General features: G+C 42.1%; 22 protein-coding genes. 15 read left to right on the forward strand and 7 right to left on the reverse strand.

From position 1 onward, the window contains the following. Positions 1 to 28: 28 nt before the first annotated feature. Positions 29 to 598 carry a hypothetical protein gene (locus tag QTA56_RS12805; protein ID WP_267981327.1) on the reverse strand — a complete coding sequence of 190 codons (570 nt, stop codon included), beginning with the start codon at positions 596 to 598 and terminating at the stop codon, positions 29 to 31. Positions 599 to 1,601: 1,003 nt separating this feature from the next. Between QTA56_RS12805 and QTA56_RS12810 the strand changes: the two genes are divergently transcribed. Beyond that, positions 1,602 to 2,591 (forward strand): restriction endonuclease, encoded by a 990-nt coding sequence (locus tag QTA56_RS12810; protein WP_267981328.1) that lies wholly within the window; start codon positions 1,602 to 1,604, stop codon positions 2,589 to 2,591. Positions 2,592 to 2,654: 63 nt separating this feature from the next. Here QTA56_RS12810 and asd read toward each other — a convergent pair whose 3' ends face one another. The 3 genes from asd to pncB all read right to left on the reverse strand — a co-directional run bounded on the left by asd (position 2,655) and on the right by pncB (position 5,660). Continuing rightward, the gene (asd, locus tag QTA56_RS12815) at positions 2,655 to 3,506 is read right to left on the reverse strand and encodes an archaetidylserine decarboxylase (protein ID WP_267981329.1); all 852 of its coding nucleotides are present in this window, start codon (positions 3,504 to 3,506) and stop codon (positions 2,655 to 2,657) included. Further along, complete coding sequence (locus QTA56_RS12820; RefSeq protein ID WP_267981330.1) at positions 3,503 to 4,351, reverse strand: sulfurtransferase; 849 nt, start codon at positions 4,349 to 4,351, stop codon at positions 3,503 to 3,505. The genes asd and QTA56_RS12820 overlap by 4 nt, the downstream gene beginning before the upstream one ends. Positions 4,352 to 4,454: 103 nt before the next feature. Further along, on the reverse strand, positions 4,455 to 5,660 hold the full coding sequence (pncB, locus tag QTA56_RS12825; protein WP_267981331.1) for a nicotinate phosphoribosyltransferase: 1,206 nt from the start codon (positions 5,658 to 5,660) through the stop codon (positions 4,455 to 4,457). 151 nt (positions 5,661 to 5,811) lie between these two features. On the opposite strand from pncB, the gene dtd reads away from it, so the two are divergent. Then, positions 5,812 to 6,252 carry a D-aminoacyl-tRNA deacylase gene (gene dtd, locus QTA56_RS12830; RefSeq protein ID WP_267981332.1) on the forward strand — a complete coding sequence of 147 codons (441 nt, stop codon included), beginning with the start codon at positions 5,812 to 5,814 and terminating at the stop codon, positions 6,250 to 6,252. Positions 6,253 to 6,300: 48 nt separating this feature from the next. On the opposite strand, the gene QTA56_RS12835 is transcribed toward dtd, so the two are convergent. From QTA56_RS12835 to serB, 3 genes are all read right to left on the reverse strand, one after another. Further along, positions 6,301 to 6,780: an SCP-2 sterol transfer family protein gene (locus QTA56_RS12835; protein ID WP_267981333.1), complete on the reverse strand. Its 480-nt coding sequence runs from the start codon at positions 6,778 to 6,780 to the stop codon at positions 6,301 to 6,303. 148 nt (positions 6,781 to 6,928) lie between these two features. Beyond that, complete coding sequence (gene aciT / locus QTA56_RS12840) at positions 6,929 to 7,264, reverse strand: ciprofloxacin tolerance protein AciT (protein WP_267981334.1); 336 nt, start codon at positions 7,262 to 7,264, stop codon at positions 6,929 to 6,931. 435 nt (positions 7,265 to 7,699) lie between these two features. Then, positions 7,700 to 8,920 carry a phosphoserine phosphatase SerB gene (gene serB, locus QTA56_RS12845; protein ID WP_267981335.1) on the reverse strand — a complete coding sequence of 407 codons (1,221 nt, stop codon included), beginning with the start codon at positions 8,918 to 8,920 and terminating at the stop codon, positions 7,700 to 7,702. A gap of 97 nt (positions 8,921 to 9,017) precedes the next feature. Here serB and QTA56_RS12850 point away from each other — a divergent pair, with 97 nt between their 5' ends. From QTA56_RS12850 to QTA56_RS12910, 13 genes are all read left to right on the forward strand, one after another. Further along, on the forward strand, positions 9,018 to 10,310 hold the full coding sequence (locus QTA56_RS12850; RefSeq protein WP_267981336.1) for a hypothetical protein: 1,293 nt from the start codon (positions 9,018 to 9,020) through the stop codon (positions 10,308 to 10,310). 159 nt (positions 10,311 to 10,469) lie between these two features. Further along, on the forward strand, positions 10,470 to 11,591 hold the full coding sequence (gene ribBA / locus QTA56_RS12855) for a bifunctional 3,4-dihydroxy-2-butanone-4-phosphate synthase/GTP cyclohydrolase II (RefSeq protein WP_267981337.1): 1,122 nt from the start codon (positions 10,470 to 10,472) through the stop codon (positions 11,589 to 11,591). A gap of 11 nt (positions 11,592 to 11,602) precedes the next feature. Beyond that, a complete protein-coding gene (gene ribH / locus QTA56_RS12860; protein WP_004637206.1) occupies positions 11,603 to 12,073 on the forward strand; it encodes a 6,7-dimethyl-8-ribityllumazine synthase in 471 nt (156 codons plus the stop codon). Positions 12,074 to 12,076: 3 nt separating this feature from the next. Beyond that, entirely contained in the window at positions 12,077 to 12,526 is a 450-nt protein-coding gene (gene nusB / locus QTA56_RS12865; RefSeq protein WP_004683615.1) for a transcription antitermination factor NusB, read from the forward strand. Between the two features lie 12 nt (positions 12,527 to 12,538). Next, positions 12,539 to 13,456 carry a thiamine-phosphate kinase gene (gene thiL / locus QTA56_RS12870; RefSeq protein WP_267981338.1) on the forward strand — a complete coding sequence of 306 codons (918 nt, stop codon included), beginning with the start codon at positions 12,539 to 12,541 and terminating at the stop codon, positions 13,454 to 13,456. A gap of 22 nt (positions 13,457 to 13,478) precedes the next feature. Then, positions 13,479 to 13,949 carry a phosphatidylglycerophosphatase A family protein gene (locus tag QTA56_RS12875; protein WP_267981438.1) on the forward strand — a complete coding sequence of 157 codons (471 nt, stop codon included), beginning with the start codon at positions 13,479 to 13,481 and terminating at the stop codon, positions 13,947 to 13,949. Between the two features lie 21 nt (positions 13,950 to 13,970). After that, positions 13,971 to 15,335, forward strand: a complete 1,365-nt coding sequence (gene glmU, locus QTA56_RS12880; RefSeq protein WP_267981339.1) for a bifunctional UDP-N-acetylglucosamine diphosphorylase/glucosamine-1-phosphate N-acetyltransferase GlmU — start codon at positions 13,971 to 13,973, stop codon at positions 15,333 to 15,335. Between the two features lie 12 nt (positions 15,336 to 15,347). Further along, on the forward strand, positions 15,348 to 17,186 hold the full coding sequence (glmS, locus tag QTA56_RS12885; RefSeq protein WP_267981340.1) for a glutamine--fructose-6-phosphate transaminase (isomerizing): 1,839 nt from the start codon (positions 15,348 to 15,350) through the stop codon (positions 17,184 to 17,186). A 158-nt stretch (positions 17,187 to 17,344) separates the two neighbouring features. Further along, positions 17,345 to 18,154, forward strand: a complete 810-nt coding sequence (locus QTA56_RS12890) for a TnsA endonuclease N-terminal domain-containing protein (protein WP_267981341.1) — start codon at positions 17,345 to 17,347, stop codon at positions 18,152 to 18,154. Further along, positions 18,138 to 20,228: an integrase catalytic domain-containing protein gene (locus QTA56_RS12895; RefSeq protein ID WP_267981342.1), complete on the forward strand. Its 2,091-nt coding sequence runs from the start codon at positions 18,138 to 18,140 to the stop codon at positions 20,226 to 20,228. Before QTA56_RS12890 ends, QTA56_RS12895 begins: the two co-directional genes overlap by 17 nt. Continuing rightward, positions 20,225 to 21,877 (forward strand): AAA family ATPase, encoded by a 1,653-nt coding sequence (locus QTA56_RS12900; protein ID WP_267981343.1) that lies wholly within the window; start codon positions 20,225 to 20,227, stop codon positions 21,875 to 21,877. The genes QTA56_RS12895 and QTA56_RS12900 overlap by 4 nt, the downstream gene beginning before the upstream one ends. 15 nt (positions 21,878 to 21,892) lie before the next feature. Further along, positions 21,893 to 23,425 carry a TnsD family Tn7-like transposition protein gene (locus QTA56_RS12905; RefSeq protein WP_267981344.1) on the forward strand — a complete coding sequence of 511 codons (1,533 nt, stop codon included), beginning with the start codon at positions 21,893 to 21,895 and terminating at the stop codon, positions 23,423 to 23,425. After that, positions 23,415 to 25,001 (forward strand): Tn7-like element transposition protein TnsE, encoded by a 1,587-nt coding sequence (locus QTA56_RS12910; RefSeq protein WP_267981345.1) that lies wholly within the window; start codon positions 23,415 to 23,417, stop codon positions 24,999 to 25,001. Before QTA56_RS12905 ends, QTA56_RS12910 begins: the two co-directional genes overlap by 11 nt. The last annotated feature ends 146 nt before the right edge of the window (positions 25,002 to 25,147 follow it).

Below are 25,147 nucleotides of genomic sequence, written 5' to 3' on the forward strand. Positions count from 1 at the left end.
TAGAAATGTTAAACTTTTACAAAAAGATTTATGCAATATCCCTTAACTCAGAAGTTCTAATATTCGCACATGCCTGCGGGTAATATCCCCCAAAGGGCTTGTATTGAGTGGGCTGATAATGTTGAAGAATATGTTGGCTTTCAATCATACCGATTGGATACCAGTACTGGCCTACAGGATTCCACTGGTTGCTATTTTGTGGACGCAAGAAACAGCCAAACATGACCATGTCATAATGTGTCAATAAAGGATATTGCCCCGCGACAATCAGTCGCCGTCCATATGCCTTGTCATCATGTATCTGGCGTGTTGTCACGGCATTGACCAATTGCATGCTGGGCAGGGTCTCGGTCTTTACATCAACCCGACCACCATTATGGATAAAGTCATAATCGTCGGGACGTAAATAGTTGTCTCGAATATTCACACGCCAATCTATGCCCAAATAGGTCTGGCAAGCAAACTCGCCTAAGAAACCAATAATTTGTCTGGTATCTTCATTTAAATACCCTAAATTAAAATGGGGATGTAGATAGTTGTTTCTTCTTGCAACTTCATTCTGAGCTGCGCTCAGCATTTCTTGTGTTATTTTGATCATAAAAAATATCTATTCTTTAAATTTAACCCATTAGGCTTGGGCTTAGTTAAGTTAAATCGAGTCAATCGAAAAATAATTATAGGCAGTCATCATGAAAAAAGCCCGACATCCTGTCGGGCTTTTTCATATTTCGCACTTAGGTATAACTCCTGTCCTACCTCACGTCCTGATGCATGAACTTATCATTTTTGTTTTATGTTCTGGAACTTCCTGTTCCTGATGGGTTCATAATAGGCAATTTAACTCAGTCTGGATATGGGTCATTGGCTAGAATTGGTGTAAGTAAAAGCGTACAGGGTTTAGTATGTAGAAAAAATTTATAAATAAAATTTCTCATAAATACCCTATATAAATAAAATTAATTTGAAAAGAAATCTTACTTATTTTTAAAAATATAAAAACCACTTAGAAATAAGAAGATGATTTGAAAAACAATCCATCCTAGTACTGAATAATTAGAACACTGTGTAATAGAATCATAAATAATTTCCTTATAAGATACTGTTTCCATCATATTTAGTAAGATCAGTTCTAAACATAATAACAACAATGTAATAGTAGAATATAAATATTTGTTTTTTATAAAAATTAGAACCAATGAAAAGATAATAGATAATAGACCACACATCCCTAGCATAGACGGGTCATTCGCCGAGACCCCTTTTAGTTCTTTAAAATAGGTAATAGTTCCTATAGCAATATATTCATGAATACATAAATCTTGGCCAAATTTATCAATCGTATATCCACCTATACCTGATAGGAATAAAAACACTATAGCTACATATCTAATCATAAGTTACAAACTTAATTTTAATGATGGATCAAATTTCCATGTCTCAACTTGTCGTTCAGTAACAAAAGCTTCATAAAGCCAATCAGGGTTTGTCTCATCCAATATTCTTTGTTAAACCTAACGACATTAATTGACGTACTAGATGAATTCATACTTTACTCTAAACAGCGGTCAATTACATAATCGTGATTTAATAAGGGGAAATTAATGAAAGCAATAATGATTAGAAGTCCAATGTCCGTAGTAGAAAAAGATCAGATTGGATATGGTTGGGCTAAAGTAGATTTTTCAGAACATGAAAATGCCACTGATGTAATTGCCAAAATAAATGAAGAATATACTAATCGTATCGGTAGACATTCCAATAGCATAAAAAGATTCTTTAACTTAGCGAATGGAGATATTGTTGTCGTACCATTATCCAAAGCAATTGCTATTGGTATCGTAAATGGTAAAAAATCCTTTGATCAGAATCTAGCCAAAACTAAAGCCTGCAATCTTATTTCAGTAAATTTCTTTAGAACCAATAATGGGCATATTCTACGAATACCTAGAAAATCTCTCACACAAGGCTTTGAAAGCCGTTTAAAAGTAAGAAAGTCAAATACAAATTTGAACGACTTTAAAGAGGAAATTACTAGAATTATTGATTCCATTGAATCTAATGGTGCATATAAACAAGAAACATATTTGCTAGAGAAAATATCACAAGCAGAGCAAAAATTTAAAAAAGATCTTCTTACTTCTATAACTTCTGGAACAACTTGGTTGTCTGCTGGTGGAAATGGTCTGGAACAACTAGTTAAGGAGCTTCTTGTTATTGAAGGTTATACGGCAGCTATTCAACCTAAAAACCAATCTTCTGGTATCTCTGATATAGATATTATCGCAAGTCGAATAGACCGCTTTTCAGAATCAAATTTACTAATACAAGTTAAACATCATTCAAACATATCAGGTAATCATGGACTTAAACAATTAATAGCTTACGATGATTTTGAAGATATGGAATACCAAAAGTGGTTTATAACTACAGCAGATATGACTGATTCATCATTGGATATAGCTGCTCAAAACAACATTAAAGTTATGGTTGGTTCTGATTTTATCGATTGGGTTTATGAAAATCTTTCCGATTTATCTTACGGGACAAAACAGCAGTTAGGCATTATTGAAATACCACTACTTTTAAAATAGCCATACAACAATTATTTAAAAAAGCCCCTCAAAAAATTTTAGGGGCTTTTTTTATCTTTAAATTTAAACCGAATGCCCCAACCGTTCACCCATTACTACAGTCGAATTGGCGTTAAACTGCTCTTCCCACACCATTTTATCTTGTTCAAATAGCACTACAGCAGTTGAACCCAAATAGAAACGTCCAAGCTCAGCCCCTTTATCCAATTGCAGTTGATGATGCTGTAACTCAACTTTACCTGTTGGTTTCACCTTACCTGTAGCAACGGTTTCAATCCCAGCCACAATCATCGCACCAACCAACACCACCGCCATACGGCCCAGCTCGGTATCAAACAAGCACACCATACGTTCGTTACGGGCAAACAAGCCTGGTACATTTTCCGCAGTTGTTTGGTTTACTGAAAATAACTCACCTGGAATATATAAGGTTTCGGTCAATGTGCCAGCGAATGGCATGTGTACACGATGGTAATCTTTTGGCGATAAATAAACAGTCGCAAATTGTCCATTCTGGAATGGTTTAGCCAATTGCGGATCACCAATCAATTTCTCAACTGAAAAACTTTGACCTTTGGCCTGAAAAATATCGCCCGCCTCAATCTTACCCAACTGAGAAATCGCACCATCGGCAGGGCTAACAATACTATCAGCACGCTCATCCACACCACGCACACCCTGTTTTAATGCACGGGTAAAGAACTCGTTGAATGACTTGTATTGCTGTGCATTGCTTTGTTCAGCAATACTCATATCAATGCCATATTTTGCCTTGAACGCCTGAATAACAGCAGTTTTCACCAAAACATTTTCACTTGCGGCAACTTTGCCAATTACACGGCTCAGTTGGTGTTGTGGCACAAGATTCTGTGCTTTGATAAACAGTTGTTTTTTTAAATCTGCTGCAAAACTCAAGATGGTGACTCCCCTGAAATAATAGGACTATCGAGGCGATTGCCCCATTCACTCCACGCACCATCGTAGGCCCTGACTTGCCAGTTAAGCAATCGCGCCAGAATATACGCCAAGCCCGAACGGTGATGTGACTGACAGTACACCACCACAGGTTGCTGTAAATTAAAGCCTAATTGCTCCAAACGTTGTTGAGTGCGTTCAAGCGGATGCAATTTTAGATGATTTTCACGATTAAGGGCAGTACTCCATTCAAAATGCAGTGCACTTGGGATGTGACCCCCACGACGCGCGGCCAAACGAAGTCCCGTATATTCCTCATTGGTACGGCAGTCCCAAAGCTGAATATTTTCTTGCTGAACCTGCTGCAACAGCTCGTTATATTCAATCCGATGCTGTTGCACGGTATCGAGATCAATTTGTAGCACATCAGCGACAGGTGTGACTTTTTCAACCTCTGCGGTGGTGGGTAGACCAGCGCCCAGCCAGCCATGAATTCCGCCATTGATCAAACTGGTACGGGTAAAACCAAGGCAGTGTAAATTCCAAATCAGTCGCCCTGCCCAAGCACCGCCCTCATCATCATAAACCACGACATGATGCTGCGGTGAGATATTCAGCTTTTCAATCAGGGTTTGCAGGCCCTGTACATCGGGCAATAGACCATTGGCCTGTTCCTGTTGCGCCACCAGATACTTTGGCTGCAAATGAATCGCATGCGGGATATGTAGCTGCTCATAAACCGATGCTCGGCTTAAATCAATAATACGAATCAACTCGTGCCCCAAGTAAGGCACAAGCTGCTCAGGTTCAATCAGTAAATCAAGTTTAAAGTCTACATCTGTCATGGTTAGGGGTCTTGTCGCCACAGCACTGCAATGATTTTAACATAGCCTACTTTTTATCTTTGTCTGATTTTTTGCATTCGTTTAGCAAAAAAGAAGATATAGACTACATCGCTTCCTCAATCTCAAACACCTGACGTAGATACGCCAGAAATGTATCGTTATCGGTCATGGTTTTTCCTGGGCTGTCCGAGATCTTCGCCACCGACTGCCCATTACATTCCACCAGTTTTAACACGATATTCAGCGGAGTCTGCCCCATATCATTGGTGAGGTTGGTGCCAATCCCAAAACTGACCTGAAAACGGTCCTTAAAATATTGATGCAATAACCAGGCTTTTTCCAGATTAAGGCCATCACTAAAGGTCAGCATTTTGGTCTTGGTATCAATCTTTAATTGACGGTAATGTGCATAGGCCTTGTCCCCCCATTCGTAGGGATCACCACTGTCATGGCGCAAGCCATCAAACAGCTTGGCAAAATACAGGTCAAAATCACGCAGGAAAGCATCCATTCCAACCACATCAGTCAGGGCAATCCCTAGGTCACCACGATATTCCTGTACCCATGCCTCCAATGCCGCTTTCTGGAAATTGCGCAACCGCACATCCAGCGCCTGAAATGCCTGTAAAAACTCATGTGCCATGGTTCCAATCGGGCTGATACCCAACTCTTTCGCCAGCAGTACATTACTGGTGCCACGGAACACTTGCGGTGCAACATCATGAAACACCTGCACCACATGCTTTTGCCAGTCAAAACTATAACGGCGACGGGTGCCAAAGTCTGAAACCAAGAATGGGGGATCATTATCCTGCTGTTGGTGGGCATAGTGTTGCAGTTGCACCAGCTTGTGCTGTAATCGGCGCTCGCCCTCTGCCAAGACCTCATCGCTACGGATACGGCGGAAATACAGTTCATTGACGATTGCCAGAACAAAGATTTCAAACATCATGGCCTGTACCATCGGCCCCTCAATCCGAATATCCAGCCGCCCTGCCGCATCAATACTGGCCTGAATAAAACATCGCTTGAGCTGGAACAGCTCCAGATAGTCAACAAAGTCACTCTTGATGAAGCGCAGTGAACGGAGGTACTGCAATTCATCCTCTTTAAAGCGAAGTTCGCACAGCAAATCGAGCTGATGGTTGAGATCACCCAAAATTTCCGTCAAGGGATAGGCGGTATCCTCCAGATTTCGGCAACGGAATAAATAGACACTGTGCGTTTGTGGAAACTGGTGCAGTACCACTTGCAACATGGTGAATTTATATAGGTCAGTGTCCAGTAAAGATTGAATGATGGCAGACATAGGCGATGGTTTTAACCAATTCTTTTGCATAATATAAGTTGTTATACAACCAAATGGCTGGGATTGAATAGTAGACTTTTGCTGCACAGTCAATTTTCAGGCCCATTTGTCTGCTAAAATTCCCTGTCTTTTTCATCTATCTTTCAATGTTATGCGTGCATTAATCCAACGGGTCCTCGAAGCCAAGGTCGTGGTTGAGGGCCAAACCACAGGTGAGATTCAACAAGGCTTACTGGTATTTCTGGGAGTCGGTAAAGAAGATACCCTAGAAAAAGGCCAGAAGCTGATTGACAAGATTTTAAAGTACCGCATCTTTGATGATGAGAATGGCAAGATGGGCTGGAATGTCAGCCAAGCCAATGGTGGCATTCTTTTGGTGTCCCAGTTTACCCTGATGGCACAAACCCAAAAAGGGCTGCGTCCAGACTTTGGGCCTGCAATGCCGCCAGCCGCAGCCAAAGCGCTGTATGAACAATTGGTGGAATATGCACGCCAACAATTTGCAAATGTCCAAACAGGTATTTTTGCTGCTGACATGAAAGTGCATTTGGTCAATGATGGTCCTGTGACCTTTAATCTGGAAATTGAATAAATTTAGACCATAAAAAAACTCCCGAATGGGGAGTTTTTTTATTTAGGCTTATTTGCCTGTTTTTTCTTTAATAAAGGCACGCGCCTGACGAATTTTTTCTTTTACAGGTTTTGGCACTTTAGGTGGGATCAATTTTGCCGCCTGATTAAACCAGACCAGCAGGCTAAAGTCACCTTCCATTTTGATGCTGCCATCCTGCATGCCTGTCATAAATGCAGTTGGATCACCTTTCACCAAGGTTTTCACGCCCTGCTCACTTGAAGCAAACTGCAAAATAAAGTCAGCCTTTTCTGGATTGCCTGCAACGGTATCAATCTTGCCACGGTTGACAATAATCTGACGTGCCAGTCCTGCATCCGTACCAATCTGGATACGGAATTCACGGTCATGAACCAATTCAATAAACTTTGGGCTAGTACGTGCCAATTGCTTCATACGTAACGCCAAACCTGTCACCAACAAATCTAACGGATCAGTGCTTACATCAACAATAGGTAACTGAATCACAGGTAAAGAAGAAAGCTTCATGACATTTATGCCCACAGTATTATGATGAAAATTAAGACAACTGTATCCTAGCACAATTGTTGCAAAGGCGGTAAAAGCTTTGTTTCAGAAAGTTAGTGCAAAAAAGGCATGCCGAGCATGCCTTTGATGTGATTTATCTTATTATAAATTATCGGCTAGAGCATTGTTGCTGGTCATCCTTGTACACAGGGGTGTGCTCAATATACTGACGGTTTGCCAGCTGTTTCTGCGCCTGCTTGTCTTCACGCAAGAGAATAAATGTCACCATTACCATCGCAAGGCTCAGCGCAGTCAGGTAGCTATAGGCGACTGACATTTCGAACATGGTTTGCACCCCAAAGCGCACCACTTCCAGCAGTCCCCAGCACAGCATACCTGCCAACATAAAACCTAGCCAACGACGATAAGGAGAAAAGAAAACAGCAATAACTGCGACAGCGATCAAGCCAAATCCAACCCACATGGTGAAATTCGCTGCTTCCATAGAAACCTCCGTCTTTAAAAGGATGGTCGGGGTCTTGCCCAGACCTCATCATAATTGTTCTGTAATCTCTAACAGTACTATGTATTGCGTTTGTGTCTTTATGCATTATGGAGCGTTTTTTCCAGAAAAAAAGAGCCTGAAATCAACCATACGACACAAGATGTCGCAATATGCTTTTGTCATTACATTTTTTACAGGCATAAAAGGCCTGAATGTCCATATAGCATCAGTTACAGCGTGTCATTACAAAAAACTATCACGCTGTTTTTAGCTTAAAAAAACTTTTTTCAGAATTTTTTTATCGTTGTTTTTCTATACATTTAGACATAAATATGACGGAATCGTGACGTATTTAAAATAAATAATGCCGCTTGAAAAACGGCATTAAATAAAGCTCAAAACACAGATCTGGACTGCTTTCAGCACAACCCACCTTTAAGCACGATTCAGGTCCTTGTCATGCATTCCCAGCAAGTATAGGACACCATCCAAACCGACACTTGAAATCGCCTGATTGGCATTCTGACGCACCAGTGGTTTTGCACGGTATGCCACGCCCAAGCCTGCAATGGCAAGCATTGGCAAATCATTGGCCCCGTCCCCCACTGCCATGGCCTGTTCCAGCGAAATACCCATTTTGTCGGCCAAATGACGTAATAGTTCAGCCTTACGCGCACCATCAACAATTGCGCCCTTGACCTCTCCTGTCACCAGACCATCCCGTACATCCAGAATATTGGCATGCACTTCATCAATTCCAAGCTTTGCCTGTAGGTATTCAGCAAAATACTGGAATCCACCTGACAGGATTGCCGTTTTATATCCCAAGGCTTTCAGGGTTGAAATCAGACGCTCTGCACCTTCGGTCACAGTTAAACGTTCTGCAATTTTTGGTAGAACCGAAGCATCTAAACCTTTTAACAAGGCAACACGGGCACGGAAACTTTGCTGAAAATCCAGCTCCCCCTGCATGGCACGCTCGGTAATTTCAGCTACCTGAGCACCCACACCCGCCTCCAGTGCCAGCTCATCAATCACTTCCTGCTCAATCAATGTTGAATCCATATCGAAACACACCAGACGACGGTTACGACGATAGGCATTGTCTTCCTGCACCGCGACATCAATGTTCAGTTCACCAGACAGACTGAGGCAGGCGGCACGCATGGCCTGCGCGTCCAGCATTTGTCCACTTAAACCAAACTGGACACAGGCACGGCGTGGAAATGGGCTATCGGTTTCTAAATCCATCCGACCCGACAAACGTGTCACCGTTTCAATATTAAAGCCCTGACTCGACACAATTTTGGTCACTGCCTGCAAGTGTGCTGCTGTGAGTTCTGGGGCAAGCGCAGTCACGATATAGCGGGTTCGTCCACCCTCGCTCACCCATTGTTCATATTCTGCGTTGGAGATTGGTTTAAATCGCACAGTTAAGCCAATATCATGTGCTAAAATCAGGATCTCTTTCATTGCCAATGCGGTTGCAGTCTCATTATCCGATGCAACAACAATCCCAAGGGTGAGTTGATTATGGATAACAGCCTGACCCACATCGAGTATTTGCAAAGAATGTACGGAGAGCACCTGCATTAATCGAGTAAACTGATTCGGTTGATCTGGTCCTAAAAAGGATATAAGAATGATTTCTCGCATGAATTGACTCGTGGTTGAGCGACAACTATTGTATGTAAGAATCATAACATAACCCAACCTGAATCTATTTGACTCTTATTTATCTTGGAAGTTTAACTTGAATGCGCCACGCCAAGGGCTATTTGCTAGCCTGCTGATTGTAAGTTTTGCACTGCATACCTTTTTATTGGTGATTGCAACAACACATCAACTCAATGAAAACCGCGCCAGCCAGGGACAACTGATGACCAGTCAGCTTGTGGCAGATAGTCTTTCAGAGCTGGAACCCGCCAACACGGTCTCATTGGCGCTGGTGGCCAACCGTTATGCAACCAACCCAAGTGTCGCATCCATCCGTATCCTGGATGCCAATAAACAGGTGCTTGCGACCAGTGGCATGGCCAAAACACGTCAGGGTGAAGTCTTTGTGCGTGATGCCCTGCAAAATGAAAAGAAAGTGGGAACGGTGGAAATCACCTTAATCCAGCCAAGTATTGGTGAAATTCTACGCACACAGTGGCTGGCGATTTTGGCTTCCTTGTTTATCCACTTCCTGATTTGGCTGGCTTACCGTGCCATTGCCCGCCCAACACGCAGTGAATATCTTGCGCGTATTAATCAGGAAAATCATCTTAAACATGAGATTCAGCGCCTAACCCAGGCGCTGGCGCTGGAAAAACAGAACACGGTGACCCTAGTCGCACAGGCCCAGCAACAGGCAAAGGCCCAGCCAAAACCACGGATTGAAAAGAATCCAGCCGAACAGCCCCAGCTTGATCATGAAACACTGGCACTGAATATCCAGTTTTATGATCCAAAGCAGTTGCTTAGTAGCGTAAACCAGTCAGTCTCGGTTCCCTACTTCAAGCTTTGCCAGTTATTTTTAGATAAAAGTATTGATCTGTGTAGCAGGCATTATCAAATGGATGCCGCACAAATTCGTGTGGTGCAGGAATTTAATGCCGAGGGTGCCACATTATCAACCACACTGGAAAAGCCACATGCGCTTGAATGCCTGATGATGGTGGGTGCAGTGTTCCAGTTGTTGGCAGAGGTGCTTTACAAACGTTACCGTGAAGATAAACGCTTTGCACTACAGACCCGTGGTGCTGTGACAAGCGCCGTTGATGCGATGCAACTGGACGCGATTGAGGCATCGAAACGCCTCACCCAGCATTTGCATGCAAAAGAGGCTGCTTTACACCTGAGCCATGACCAGCTTAAAACCATTCAAAATAGTTATGAACTGGTGGCAATGCCAAACCCAAGCAATATCATGACCCGTCATGCCTTTATGATTAACGGCATGAATGAACAGTGTGCCACTTTGGCGCAAAATCTTCGCACTGAAATCTTGATGGGCAAGAAAGCGAAAGTTTCAAGTGAATCTTCAGATATTCCAGCGTCATAACCCATTATCATCTGTTTCCTGACAGACCTGATTGCTTTTCCAGAGAATCAGGCTTTTTAATTGATCAAGAAGCACAGGCGAAATTTGTTAAAATGCGGTAAACTATGCTCGGTTTATCGAATATGAGTGCCTTGAAAGGCAATAAAAAGGTGAAAGCGAATGCCGCTGAGTCGTGTTGAAGAGCTTGTCGCAGATATTCGTGCAGGCAAAATGGTCATCCTGATGGATGATGAAGATCGTGAAAATGAAGGTGACCTGGTCATCGCCGCAACGCATGTGCGCCCTGAAGATATTAACTTCATGATTACCCATGCACGCGGTTTGGTCTGCCTGACACTCAGCCGTGAACGTTGTAAACAACTGAATCTTCCGTTGATGGTTGACCAGAACGGCGCACAGCACGCGACCAACTTCACCCTCTCGATTGAAGCGGCTGAAGGCATCAGCACAGGCATTTCCGCTGCTGAGCGCGCGCATACCATCCGTACCGCGGTTGCGGCACATGCCAAGCCAAGCGATATCGTTCAGCCAGGCCATATTTTCCCATTGATGGCACAACCAGGTGGTGTACTGCACCGTGCAGGCCATACCGAGGCAGGCTGTGACTTAACCCGTTTGGCAGGCCTTGAGCCAGCGTCTGTGATCTGTGAAATCATTAACGATGACGGCACCATGGCGCGTCGTCCAGATTTAGAAGTGTTTGCGGAAAAACATGGTCTTAAAATTGGCACCATTGCCGACCTGATTCATTACCGCATGACCAATGAACAAACGGTTGAACGTTTGTCCCAAGAAACCATTGATACTGAATATGGTGCATTTGAACTGTATAAATACCGTGAAATTGGCAATCCAGATATCCATCTGGCGTTGGTGAAAGGTGAACCAAAACAAGGCATCACCACAGTTCGTGTGCATGGTTTCAACCCTGTACGTGACTTGCTAAAACTCAATAAAGCAGATGGCTCCACTGCATGGAGTCTGGACCTCGCACTGAGAACCATCTCAGAGAGTGACCGTGGAGTGCTGGTATGGATTGGACAGGACCATCTGGAAGATCTGGGTCATGCAATTCATCACCTGAATCAGCCAAAACCACTGAAATCCAATGCTGCCCTCTCCCAGCAATATCAGACCATTGGTGTCGGTGCACAGATTTTACGTGATCTGGGTGTTGAGAAAATGAAGCTGTTGAGTTCACCGCTTCGTTTCAATGCCCTATCAGGATTTAATTTAGAGGTAGTGGAATACATCACTGCCGATCAAGTCACAGCAAAATAATCGAGGTTGTTATGGCAATTCGCCGAATTGAAGGTTTACTACATCTCGCAAGCGAAGGTCGTTACGCGATCTTGGTTGGTCGTTTCAACAGCTTCGTGGTTGAACATTTACTGGAAGGTGCGATTGACACCTTAAAACGTCATGGCGTTGCAGAAGATGCGATTACTGTGATTCATGCGCCTGGTGCATGGGAACTGCCAATCGTTGCGAAAAAGCTGGCTGCCTCCAACAAGTTTGATGCCATCATTGCCCTCGGTGCAGTGATTCGCGGTAGCACACCACACTTTGACTTTGTTGCGGGTGAATGTGCCAAAGGTTTGGGTGTGGTTGCACTTGAAAGCACTATGCCTGTAATCAATGGTGTGTTGACAACTGACAGCATTGAGCAGGCAATTGAACGTTCTGGTACGAAAGCAGGTAACAAGGGTAGCGAAGCTGCATTGACTGCAATCGAAATGGTTAACTTATTAAAGGCAATTTAAAGCATGTCGCAAACACTTCAGGCCGCTTATGCAGCGAAACGCAAAGCACGTCGTTTTGCTGTACAAGGGATTTATGAATGGCAAATGAGTCAGAACCCTGTCCATGAAATTGAGGCACGCACCCGTGTTGAAAATGCCATGCACAAGGTTGACCTTAACTATTACCATGAATTGCTCACTCAAGTGGTTGCCCAACATGACGCTTTGGATGAGTTGCTCATCCCTGTCCTTGACCGTGAGTTAAATGCCCTCGATGGCGTGGAACTTGCCACTTTACGACTCGGTGCCTATGAATTACGGGATCATCTCGAAGTTCCATACCGTGTGGTGCTGGATGAAGCGATTGAGCTGGCAAAACACTTTGGTGGCGCTGACAGCCATAAATACATCAATGGTGTACTGGACCGTCTTTCCTCAAAGCTTCGTGAAGCTGAAAAACAGCAAGCTAAATAACAGGCTTGTGTCATGGCTGAGTTTTCAATTATTGACCAATACTTTAAACGCGCATCAACCCCTGATGTCAGTTTAGGAGTTGGTGATGACTCAGCCATTGTTACACCTCCTCCCTCACAACAACTGGTGATCTGTACCGATACACTGGTTGCTGGTCGTCATTTTCCCCTAAACACTTCAGCACATGCCATCGGCTGGAAAAGTGTGGCGGTCAATTTATCTGACCTTGCTGCAATGGGTGCAAAACCGCATAGTATTTTACTGGCATTAAGCTTGCCAACAGTTGATCATGGCTGGCTGGCTGGCTTTAGTCACGGACTATTCGATTGCTGTGATCAATTTGGTGTCAGCCTGATTGGTGGTGATACCACACAAAGTGCTCAATTGACCATCACGGTCACGGCACTTGGCTGGATTGAACAGGGTCAGGCCATTACCCGATCAGGTGCACAAGTAGGTGACTACATTTGTGTCAGTGGGCAGATTGGAGATGCCGCATTTGGGCTACAGCATCTTGGTCATGCCCTACAGCAACGACTTGATTATCCAACGCCACGCTGCCAACTTGGCCAGCAGCTAAAAGGCCTGGCTTCCAGCATGATTGATGTTTCAGATGGACTAGCCCAGGATTTGGGTCATATTCTGAAAGCGTCTAATGTCGGTGCAAAACTACAACTGGATCAGCTTCCAATTGATGAATCACTCAAAAAGCTGGAAAAGCAGCAGGCATGGCACTACGCTCTTGCGGGTGGTGACGATTATGAGCTGTGCTTTACAATATCACCGCAAAATTTTGAAAAACTACTTCGACAACAATTAGATGTTCCGCTTACAATAATTGGTGAAATCACCCAACAAACTGGATTGTCATTTGTGTATATGGGCGAAAACCACCCATTACCTGTTCAGGGATATCAACACTTTGCATAAGCCACCGATTCACTTTAAACAAATGAGCTGGTTCAACCGCTGCATCGTTTTTTGCGGTGTTGGTTTCGGTTCTGGCTTAGCGCCCAAGGCACCTGGAACATTTGGTTCAGCCTTTGCCCTACTGTTTGTGCCATTGTGGCTACAATTGGGTTTCTATGGCAGCTTGATTGCCATCCTGATCATGTCGGTTGTGGGCATTTATATCTGCGGACAAACCGCCAAAGTCATCAATGTGCATGATGATGGACGTATTGTCTGGGATGAGTTCGCAGGACAGTCCATTACTTTCCTGCCTTTGCTTTATTTACAGCAAATGAATGGGTTGTGGGTCATTGCTGGATTCGTATTATTCCGTATCTTTGATGTCTGGAAACCATTCCCAATCAGCTGGGCAGACCAGAAAGTGTCTGGCGGTCTGGGTATTATGCTGGATGACATTATTGCTGGGCTTTGGGCAGCAATCTGCCTATCTCTTCTCCACTTCTACTTTTGACTTAAACCAGTAGGGTTAATTATGTCAACAACTGTGATTATTCTTGCAGCAGGAAAAGGAACGCGGATGCGTTCTCAATTACCCAAGGTTCTACAACCGCTTGCAGGTCAGCCTTTGCTTGGTCATGTGATTCAAACAGCACAAAAACTACATGCCCAAAATATTATCACCATTTATGGTCATGGCGGTGAACTGGTTAAACAAAGCTTTGCCAATCAAGCCATTGAATGGGTTGAACAAGCTGAGCAATTGGGAACAGGCCATGCCGTGCAAATGACCCTGCCTGTGCTGCCACAGGATGGAATTTCCCTGATTCTATATGGTGATGTGCCTTTGGTTCGTCAAAGCACCCTTAAGCAGCTGCTTGAAGCCTCAAGTGAGTCTGGCATTGGCATGATCACGCTAAACGTTGAAAATCCAACGGGCTATGGTCGGATCGTTCGTCAGGCAGGCAAGATTCAGGCAATTGTTGAACACAAGGATGCCAATGAAGAACAGCGCCAGATTCAGGAAATCAATACAGGCATTTATTGCGTTAGCAATGCCAAGCTACATCAATGGCTGCCAAAACTATCCAATAATAATGTGCAGGGCGAATATTACCTGACCGATATTGTGGCGATGGCCGTTGCGGATGGCCTGGAAATCGCCTCAATTCAACCTGAACTGGCTTTCGAGGTTGAAGGGGTGAATGACCGTTTGCAGCTTGCAACCTTGGAGCGTCAATTCCAGCAGCAACAGGCCAAAGAGCTGATGCTGCAAGGGGTTCATTTAATCGACCCAAATCGTTTTGATCTCCGTGGTAGCCTAAAATGTGGTCAGGATGTGCAGATTGATGTGAACGTGATCATCGAAGGGGATTGTGAGCTGGGCGATAACGTCCAGCTTGGTGCGGGATGCATTTTAAAGAATACCCGTATTGCAGCAGGTACCAAAGTTCAGGCTTATAGTGTTTTTGAAAATGCGGTTGTGGGTGAAAACACCCAGATCGGTCCTTTTGCCCGCCTACGTCCAGGTGCCAGCCTTGGCAATGATGTTCACATCGGCAATTTCGTTGAGGTGAAAAACTCAAATATTGGTCAAGGCTCCAAAGCCAACCACTTCACCTATTTAGGTGATGCTGACATCGGTGTGGATTGTAATATTGGTGCAGGCACCATCACCTGTAACTATGACGGTGCCAACAAACACCGTACCATTATTGGTGATCAAGTGTTTATTGGCACCAATAATTCACTGGTTGCCCCAATTAAAATTGGTGATGGTGCGACCACAGGCGCAGGTTCAACCCTGACCAGAGATGTAAATGAACATAGTTTAGCGGTTGAACGTGCTAAACAGTTTGAAAAAGCCAATTATCAACGTCCCCAAAAATTGAAAAAATAAGAGGATTCTATTATGTGTGGCATTGTTGGTGGCGTTGCAGAACGTAATATTACAGAAGTATTGATCGAGGGTCTAAAACGCCTTGAATATCGTGGTTATGATTCTTCAGGCTTGGCATTATTAAACAATCAACACATCCTGCGTGAACGCCGTGTGGGTAAGGTGGCCAATCTGGCTGAGGCGGTATCAGAACAACATTTAACAGGGAATGTCGGTATTGCGCATACCCGTTGGGCAACCCATGGCAAACCAACGGAAAACAATGCGCACCCGCATGTTTCAGGCAATGTTGCGGTTGTGCATAACGGTATCATTGAGAACTATCAGGAACTCAAGGATGAATTACAGGCCTTGGGTTATGTATTCACCTCACAGACCGATACCGAAGTGGTTGCGCATCTGGTCAATAATGCCTTAAAACAAACCGATAGCCTGCTTGAAGCTGTCCAGAATATTGTACCCCGACTCAAAGGTGCTTATGCACTAGGTATCGTGCATACTGAACATCCAGATGAACTGATTACCGTGCGTGAAGGTTCACCACTGGTCATTGGTGTAGGGATTGGTGAGAACTTCATTAGTTCAGACCAGTTAGCCTTGTTGCCCGTCACCAATCGCTTCGTTTACCTGGAAGAAAGTGATATTGCCCGTTTAACCCGCAGCAGCATTGAAGTATTTGTTGATGGTAAACGTGTTGAACGCCCAGTAAAGGAACTGGATGCAACAGTCAGCAATGTCTCTAAAGGTGAATACAAACATTTCATGCTCAAGGAAATCTATGAGCAGCCTGAAGCAATTCAACAAACTATCTCTCAAGCTTTAAATGGCAATAGCTTACGTGATGATTTCCTCAACCATGCCGATGCTGACTTTGGCAAAATCCAGCAGGTACAAATCATTGCCTGTGGTACTAGCTACCATGCAGGGATGATCGCCAAATACTGGTTTGAACAGTTGATCGGTGTACCTTGCCAGGTTGAGATTGCCAGTGAGTTCCGCTACCGCACGCCAGTAATTGTGGCAAATATGCTGTATATCTGTATTTCCCAGTCTGGTGAAACAGCGGATACACTGGCAGCGTTACGTGAAACACAAAAACGTGCCAATGCACAAACCCTTGACATCACCACCATGACGATTTGTAACGTTGCGACTTCATCTATGGTTCGCGAAACAGATCATCATTTATTGACACTGGCTGGCCCTGAGATTGGTGTGGCATCAACCAAGGCATTTACCACCCAGCTTGCAGCACTGATGCTGTTGATTCTCAAGATCGGTGAAGTGAAGCAACGCCTTTCTGAGAATCAACGCAACCAGATCATTGAAGGATTATGGCACTGTCCTAAAGTGATTCTGGATACCTTACAATGCAATACAGAAATCCTGCGTTTATCCACCTTGTTTGTTGAGAAAAACCACTGCCTATTCCTGGGTCGTGGCACACATTTTCCAATTGCGCTGGAAGGTGCGTTGAAGCTGAAAGAGATTTCATATATTCATGCGGAAGGTTACGCGGCAGGCGAACTGAAACATGGGCCATTGGCTTTGGTGGACAATGAAATGCCAGTGGTGATTCTGGCGCCAAACGATGACATGCTCGATAAACTCAAGTCGAACATGGAAGAAGTTCAGGCACGTGGCGGTGAGCTGTTTGTATTTGCTGACCAGGACAGTGGTATTCACGGTAAAGACCGTCAGCATGTGGTTCACATTCCATCTGTCAATGAATGGCTGGCACCGATTGTTTACAGTATTCCTGTACAGCTACTTTCTTACCATGTTGCGGTATTACGCGGAACTGATGTCGATCAGCCACGTAATTTAGCGAAGAGTGTGACTGTAGAATAAAATGACAAAGTAGAAGAAAGGTTCGTGTGTTTAGACAATATAGTTTTAAACTGAACATTAAAGTTCTAAACTGTAACAATATAGTTCTAAACTAGACATTAAAGTTGTAAACCAGATAAACCCAGCTATACTGATTAAAAAGTAGGCTGGGTTTTTCTATGAGTAGAGCACCGAGATTCTTCACACAAGAACAAATTAGCAAAAGAATAAAAAGCGGTCGTGGACAAGGTATGGGAAAAGATTACCAACCATGGCTAACTATTCAGGATGTACCCTCTCGTGGGGTCTCTCATCGTATTTACTCTCATAAAACGCAAAGAGTTCATCATTTACTTTCTAATCTGGAACTGTATGTTTTTTTGATTTTAGATTGGTCTAGTTCTGTTCAGGATATTCGGGAACAATTTCCTTTGAATCTAGATGACACAAAAGAAATCTGTTTAGAGCATGGTTTGAGACATCCCAGCATACAAGGCTCGGAACAGGTTATGACTTCCGATTTTCTGATTGATACAAATGATAAGAAAAAACCTCAATTCGTTATTCAGGTAAAACCATTAAAAGAACTCATCAAAGAAAGAACAATTGAAAAACTCGAAATTGAACGTCGATACTGGGAGGTTAAAGAAATCCCATGGAGTATTGTGACGGAACAAAATATTCCCACACCTACCAGAAAAAATCTTGAATGGTTGAGCCCTTTTATTACTGAGCATTTAGAGCCTGAAATCTGGGATAGCCTACATACCATTTCTTATTATTTTTCAAAAAAACCAGAGATTCCTATCATTAAACTCTGTAAAGAAATTGATATTCAGGAAAGAACTACGGCTGGAACGACCCTACAATATTTAAGAACACTTATAGCAAATCGTTTAATTAAATTTGATATCCAACAGCCATTCCAAAAATTAAAAGGGTCTGACCTAGTGTTTGATTTAGAGGTGTCTTATGTGGCAAATCAATGAGGTCGTTAAATTTGATGAAAGCCACTACCGGATTTTATTCTTTCAATCTGGCGAAATCATATGGATTCATATGGAGGAAGCCAAAGGAGTTCCATCTTTAGTTCTTGAAGAACAACTTTCACAATGGATTGATGAAAAACGCTTATTTAGAAGTTCAGACCCTTTTGAATATCTTAAGTCTATAGAGCCACCCGTAAACTCAGTCGCTTTTGAAAAACGTGCTCAGGCTTACCGAATTATTGAACCAATCGTATATGACACGGGCTGTTTTAATGAAGAGATTAGAGCTAAACGGGTTCGTTTAGTAGAACAAACTAATATCGCAACTAAGGCGACGATATACAAATATCTACGTCGCTATTGGCAAAGAGGTCAAATTCCAAATGCTTTATTGCCAGATTATAGAAATGCTGGCGCACCTGGTAAACCAAGAACCTTGGCAGGTTCTAAAAAGTCAGGGGCAAAGCGTAAATTTGGCAACGGAACTGGTATTAAAATTACGCCAGAAATTGAAAGGCTCTTTCGGTTAATCGTTGAATCTGAATTATTAAATGATAAGCAAATTAATATCACATCGGCTCATCGACAATTTGAAGAACTTTTTGTCCAACATTACCCACATATAAAACAGGGAGATATTCCGACACGTAGACAGTTTGACCATTTCTACAAACGTGAATACGAACTTCCACAAAGAATAGAGGCCAGAACTCCTGTCTTGAGTTTCCAAAAAGATATACGGCCATTAAGTGGGACTGCTACAGCGAATACGATTGGACCTGGTAGCCGTTATGAAATTGATGCGACTATTGCCGATATCTATTTAGTTGCTGATGATGATCGAAGCAAGATTCTAGGTCGCCCTATCCTATATGTGGTGGTTGACGTTTTTAGCAGAATGGTCGTGGGATTCTATATCGGATTTCATAATCCATCATATGTTGTTGCCATGCAGGCGATTGTAAATGCTTGCAGTGATAAAGTCAGTTTATGCAAATTACTTGGAATTGATATCCAGCCAGAACAATGGCCAACCCAAGGTTTACCTGATGCCATTCTTGCTGACCGTGGTGAAATGATGAGTCATCAGGTCGAACGCTTAGTCCATGGTTATAATGTTCGTATTGAAAATGCACCTGCCTATCGAGGGGATGCAAAAGGTATTGTTGAACGCTATTTCGGAACATTACAGGCAGAATTCAAACCTTATGCTCCTGGAGTAGTCAAAGGAAATCGTATTCAAAAACATGGCGAAAGTGATTACCGTCTTGATGCGGTTTTGCCTATTTCTGCCTTTGCCAAAATGACCATAAAGACAATACTTTATCGTAATCAGTATCATGTATTGGATACGTATGACAGAGATGCAGATTTTCCTCCAGACTTACCCTCTATTCCATTACACATATGGAACTGGGGAATCCAAAACCGTACAGGCCATCTTCGTACTGTAGATCCAGATACATTGCGAATCATGATACTACCTCGCAAGAAAGTTTCCATTTCCACTTCTGGTGTCAATTTATGGGGCCTGTATTACATTGGGTCAGAGATACTCAGAGAGGGCTGGCTACATCGTAGTAAAGAGGTCACTCGCCCAAAGGATCTTCAAGCAGCCTACGATCCAAGCTGTGTAGATAAGATATATTTATTCCCAAAACACGATAGTACGATCTATTGGGAATGTTCTTTATCAACCAAAAGTCGTCAATTTGCGGGTATGTCATTTTGGCAAGTGTGGGAGATACAGGATCAAGAAAAGAATCTACATGCGATTGAAAAAGATAACAGTAAAACTGCCCGTAGAGAGTTGGATCAATTTATTCGTGACACCATTGCTGAATCAAAAAAAATGGCGACCAACTCTGGTGTATCCAATCGCCAGCGTTTATCTGAAATTAAATCGAATAAAAAGTCTGTTCGTGAAAATGAGAAATTATCAAATACTTCCTTAAAACCTGATAAGCACCCTAAAGATCAAGGAACAATTATTTCATTTAAGCCAAAACAAGATGAATCAAGCTATCCGCAGTTCGTTCCAGGTCTTTTTGATGATGAGGATGATCAGTCATGACAAATCATATAATCAGAAATGCAGAATATCAGGACACTGGTGTTCATGCTTATAAAGATAATCCATTCATTGAGGCTCTACCGCCTATTCAAGAACCTTTTGAAGATGCAAAAAATCTTATCTCAAAAGTAACGCCTACTCTTGATGATATAAAACAGAAAAGGGTTATTCGTGCCCATAATATCCATCAGATCACAGGCTCATTTTTCCAGCCTTTGGCAATGCATATGTTACTGAGTGAACGTATTTCTCTCATGATTCGTGGAGGATATGTTGGTCGCAATCCAAATACAGGGAAATTACAACAACATCTGCAAAATGGTTATGAAAGATTGCAAACAGGTGATCTGAATGCCAAACGTTTTGATGAAACTGAATCAACCGCTCTAAGCATGGCTATCATTGGCTGTTCAGGCAGTGGCAAGACGACCTCTTTACGAAGAATACTAGGGTCATATCCTCAAGTCATTTTTCACCCAGCATTAAATCGTCATCAGATCGTCTATTTAAAGATAGATTGCTCACATGACGGTTCACTTAAAGAACTTTGTCTCAATTTTTTTCGGGCAATTGATAAAATCATTGGTTCAAATTATGAGAAAAAGTATGGGATGAAAAGACATGGGGTAGAAACCATGCTTGCCCTCATGGCCCAAACAGCCAATATGTTTGCTTTAGGTCTCTTAGTCATTGATGAAATCCAACATTTGAGTCGGGCAAAGTCTGGTGGTTCAGAGAAAATGCTCAACTTCTTTGTCACTATGAGCAATACCATTGGTATTCCTGTACTTTTTGTGGGGACGCCTAAAGCAAGAGATATTTTTGATCTTGATCTACGCTCCAGCCGACGTGCTGCTGGTTTAGGGTCTATCTTTTGGAACCCAATCCCACAATATCTACCTGATCAGAAGAGTCAAAACCCTGAGTGGATAGCATTTACCAATACACTTTGGAAATTGCAGTACTTACAGAAAAAAGACCCTATCCTAAGTGATGAGATTCGAGATACCTGGTTTGATTTGAGCCAAGGTATTCTCGATATTGTAATAAAACTTTTTATTTTGGCCCAGTTACGTGCCCTTGCCACGGGAGCAGAAACGATTACTGTAGAGCTGCTGAAACGTGTTTATGATGATGAACTGAAACTTGTACATCCTATGCTCAGCGCACTACGTTCAGGTATACCTGAACGGATCGCTCAATTCTCAGATTTGGCTGTACCCGATATGGATAAGAAAATCATCCATCTTATTCAGAAGATCTCCGCTTCTGCCATCGAATCCGAAGAAGACCGAGCCTTAAAACAGTTGAGTAATGATGATCAACGTCGCGTATATCTGATGCTAAAAGATGAGTTCCCATCAGACTCCATCATCTTTGCTATTCAAAAAATTGTAGCGTTAAAACCCCAAATATCTAGACAACAGCTCTTGGCTGCTATTGTTCAAGCAATGGAGACAAACAATACACCGTCACAGGCACCGGCAACCAAAAAGAAAAACCAAAGAATTAGCTTAAAACAATGGAATGAGTTGGAAGATACTGATCTTCGTCATATTTTTTCGATGAACCCAACCAGTCCAGAAAGTATTTATACCCAATTAGACCATCAAGGTTTAATTCTGCAAATGTCAGACCTGTTGTCATAGTACGGGGTGAGAATCATGTGGAATTTTCCAACACCGCTTCCTGATGAGCTGATTTACAGTACCATCGCCCGTGCTGGATTACACCATGGTATTCAAAGTCCTAAACAGTTACTTGATGAGGTTTTCCAAGATAGAAAAATCGTTGCTACCATAGACTTACCCAGTCATTTAAATGCTATCGCACATTTACTAAAGCGAACTGGCCGTTTTAGTTTAATAGACCTGATTTACAAACATACGATGTTTGGCTTATATGCACCTTTTGTTCAGGAATCCCATCGACAAAAAGCAATCACTTTAATGGCTGAGCAGGCATCTGGCTCTGTTCATCTTATGCTTGGCCTGAATGCTTCCAGAGTCTCCAACAACACCAAATTCCACTACTGTCCAATCTGCATACAGCAGCAACGAGAAACTTATGGAGAGTATTTCTGGAATAGAACCTGGTTTCTACCCAACCTTTCAATCTGCCTGAAACACAATTGTTCACTTCTGTCTCAGGATTATATTCAACAACAGCATCGGCATCTTTTCTTACCCTTATTACCAAATCAAACTCAAGACTCTGCTCATTCCTATTACAAGGAAGACTTCATATTAGGGCAAATGGCTGTAAAGTTATTACAACTCGATCCTCGATCATCCCCAAACCATGAACAATGGACTAGATTCTATCTGGAAATGGCTGATGCAAAGAATTTCCGTAGAGGGAATCATGTATGTCATGTGCAAACTTATGAGCAAGTGATTAAAAATTTTAATCTTGGTTATCTTCGTTCTAAGAATTTAAGTATTGACCACCAACAAGATACTTCATGGCTTAAATCTATTTTCAGAAAACACCGTAAAGCCTTTAGTTTCTTGGAACATTGTATTGTCTGGTCTTCATTTATACCCGAAATGTCACCTAAAGAAATTATGCAATATGTCAGCTCTATTTCAGTAACCCCATATTTTGTAAAACGAACTATTTTTACTGATAGTCTTCCTCCTATAAAGACAGAGGAGATGAGACAAAAATGGCAAGATATTGTACAACTTCATGGAGTAAAGGCTGGCCGCAACATTAAATCAGGTTCGGCAACTTATATGTGGCTATATAGAAACGATCAAAATTGGCTACTAACATTTAATTCAAGACATTTATCACAACCTCAAGTCCGAAAAAATAAAGTAAATTGGCCTATACGTGATTTTTCAATAACCAAAGAATTATTCAAAGTTTTATATCGTTCAAATGATGACTTAGCTTGTCCAAGAATGTCAAAAAGCTGGTTTCTGAATCAGTTATCCAAAGGAAATTCCATTTCCAAAAATTTGTACCACTTGCCTCTAAGTGCCAAATTTCTTTCAATTTATTCTGAAGATACAATGGATTATCAAATACGGAGAATTACCCATGCCATGATCAGGCTTGGTTATACCGAATCCAGCACTAAAGATAGGTGGCGGATATTACGACTTGCAGGATTAAGTAAAGAAAGAATTACTCAAGAAGCCCAAATTTTTCTAAATATGATTTGTGAGAAGAAGATTTATGCACATTAAACGCCTCCCTTTAGATACATTGATTACAGGGATAGGACGACTATTTAAATATGATGATAACCCTTGGTTTATTAATCTGTGGGGAGAGTCTGAAGACTCTAAAGCAAAATATAACACCTCTTTTTCCCACATGCATTTGTTAGCCAAACGTCGCATTATCAACTCCACCCAAAATGAGCATCGAAAGTCTGGATTTCATCTAAAATTTAGATGTCCTTTACCAGCAGAATGGTTGTCTTTTGCTCAATCTAAATCACAATTTCATTTTTTTGGATTTGATGCTTTGGCAACATTTTCAAATGAAGCACAAACCGTTAAACAGGTTCATATTGAATTACCACAGCTTGAGTTAGCCAGAGCGTTCTTCTTCCAGAATGCTTACCTCACTCGATCTGCGCTTGAGTTGAATGTGCTGGCAGAAGACTTTGATATTCAGAACAGGACTGATCATTACCTGATTAATGTTCTTCCCCCATGTGAGGGTTCACTTGCACTTTCTCATTTCAATAAACCTGGGTTTCGTAGATTTCTTGCATATTTACTCCTAAATAAAAACATAAGAGCTTCATACGAAAGCATCGCTCAGCAGTGTCAGGCTTTTTCAAGCATTAATAATACGGCAAGAACATGGAACTTTAGTTTCATCCCACCCAATTTAACAGACGTAAATATTGAGGCACACGGTTATTACGACAGGTTAACCAATACATTTAAGATTGATGAAATCATTAGCTTTTCCGGACTCTCCACCCATATTGATAAACCGGTTTATTTTCATCATGATAAATTTTCTAAAGCCTCGAAAAATTCAGGTAATACTAGTACCATACCACCAAAGCCGAATCATGCAGAGCCCAAACTCAATGATGAGGAAGAAGCAATGCCTAGCAATAAACCTACTATTGTAGATGGTCCAACCACTTTACTTGATTTTGATGATCCATTTGAAACTGGGAAAGTCGCAGATAAAACTGGTTCAAAAAACGCTGTTATCGTGGATGATGCCCAAGAGTATATTGATGAATTAATTGGTGATGTAAATGCCGATGAACCAGGAATTGGTGGTTCAGTTAAGGCGGGGGATTTTGAGGGCGCAAAGGATCAATCTGATGATGCCCATTTATATCTAGATCGTTTCTCCGCTTTTATGCAGATGCTTTATAAACTTGAGGAAAAGTATGGAATACAGTATTCCCTGACTTTAAAAACTCTACCTGAAGTAGCGGGATTTACTAAACATCTAAAAGCAGACAATAATCCACGTTGTATCGCTGAAGTACATTTTCTGCATCAAGGTCAGCATTTCATTTTACTGGAAGTTGATACATCCGATAATGCGAACCGCCTTTCAACGCAATTATTAACGATAAAGGATATGAACTGTTGGGAAGAAAATTATGAAAAACTTCGTAAGTTTGTTGTTCAAAAAACGCTTAACTGGCCACATAGCTTCATCCAAAAAATAGCAACTCAACAAGTTAGATTTAATCATCCACGTATTGATGATGGACAAAAAGTCGCTATTGAGGATCTAGAAGGCTGGGCTAATCGGATTTATATGGGTTTAACCAAATAGAGAAAGGAAAACTTATTAACAAAACGTTAAATTTCCAATTGAGAGTTTCATTTACTTCTTTTGCGCTGATAGTTAGGTTTAGCTCTCAACTGGAAAAACGTATTGGAAATATTACTATCCCCAAAATTTTGTATTGGACAAATGAT

This window comes from Acinetobacter thutiue (assembly GCF_030385805.1).
GTDB lineage: Bacteria > Pseudomonadota > Gammaproteobacteria > Pseudomonadales > Moraxellaceae > Acinetobacter > Acinetobacter corruptisaponis.